Origin of the sequence: Pseudomonas sp. P7758 (assembly GCF_013386485.1) — a bacterium.
GTDB lineage: Bacteria > Pseudomonadota > Gammaproteobacteria > Pseudomonadales > Pseudomonadaceae > Aquipseudomonas.
In genome coordinates, this window is sequence record NZ_JACARS010000265.1 from 1 (window position 1) to 1,433 (window position 1,433).

The following is a 1,433-nucleotide window of genomic DNA, read 5'->3' on the forward strand; positions in this document are numbered from 1 at the left end:
GGATGTGCTGGTGCAGCATCTGGTGAGCATGGCGCTGGGCGGCGGCTTTGTGCCGGATGAGCTGCTGGCGGAGGTGCGCACCGCGTGGGCCTATCGTGACCTGAGCGCAGCAGATTGGGCCTGGGCCCTGGGTTTCGTGCGCCATGGTGGCCTGTCACTGACGGCCTACCCGGATTACCGCCGGGTCGAGCCGGACGAACACGGCATCTGGCGCGTCCCCGACGCACGCCTGGCGCGGCGCCATCGCATGAGCGTGGGTACGATCGTCAGCGACGCCAGCATCCAGCTGAAATTCTGGAGCAAAGGCGGCGGTGGCAAGACCCTGGGCAGTGTCGAGGAAGGCTTTATTGCACGACTGAAGCCAGGGGATGGTTTCCTGTTCGCCGGCCGCTTGCTGGAGTTGGTACGGGTGGAAAACATGACTGCTTATGTGAAGCGCAGCACCGCGAAAAAGGCTGCCGTGCCACGCTGGAACGGCGGGCGCATGCCTCTTTCCAACGAGCTGGCCCAGGCGGTGGTCGAGCGCTTTGATGCGGCTGCCCACGGTCACTATCTCGGCCCGGAGATGCAAGCGGTGCAACCCTTGCTGGAAACCCAGCTGCGCTGGTCCGGGCTGCCGACCCGCGATCACTTGCTGGCCGAGGCCCTCAAGTCCCGGGAGGGCTGGCATCTGTTCCTGTATCCGTTTGCCGGGCGCCAGGTGCATCTGGGGCTGGCGAGCCTGCTGGCCTGGCGCGTCAGCCGGCGGCAGGCGGTGACGTTCTCGATTGCGGTCAATGACTATGGGCTGGAACTGCTGAGTGCCACCGAAGTGGATTGGCCTGAGTTATTGGGCGGCGAACTGCTGAGCGCGGATCATCTGCTGGATGACGTGGTAGCCAGCCTGAATGCCGGTGAGCTGGCCCTGCGACGTTTTCGCGAGATCGCGCGGATCGCCGGGCTGGTGTTCGCAGGCTATCCGGGCGCGCCGAAAAGTACGCGTCAGGTCCAGGCTTCCAGCGGTTTGTTCTTTGAGGTATTCAAGCAATATGACCCGCAGAACCTGCTGCTGACCCAGGCCGGGGAAGAAGTCCTGCGGGATGAGCTGGATATTCGTCGCCTGGAAGAGACCTTGCGCCACCTGTCTGGGTTGAAGCTGGACCTGCATCGCATCAAACGGCCTACGCCGTTGGCCTTTCCGCTGCTGGTGGAACGTTTTCGGGAAAGCCTGAGCTCGGAAAAACTCTCGGAGCGGATTGCGCGGATGGTCAAGGATCTGGAAAAAGTCGCCGATAACGGGAAGCCCTGATGCCCGCTCATTACCCGATACATCTGGCGGAAGAAGCGCTGTGGTTGCTCGCGGACAAGGCGGTGTACTGGCCTGCGAGAAAGTGCCTGCTGATCGCCGACGCGCATTTTGGCAAGGCGTCGGCCTATCGCAGCCTGGGCCAGCC

2 pseudogenes are annotated in these 1,433 nt (G+C 63.4%); both read left to right on the forward strand.

Features of this window, described 5'->3' with window-relative positions:
- A pseudogene (locus HX873_RS31380) lies at window positions 1-1,288 on the forward strand (DNA ligase-associated DEXH box helicase); the annotation flags it as partial.
- Window positions 1,288-1,433: pseudogene (locus HX873_RS31950) on the forward strand (DEAD/DEAH box helicase); the annotation flags it as partial. The pseudogenes HX873_RS31380 and HX873_RS31950, both read left to right, overlap by 1 nt.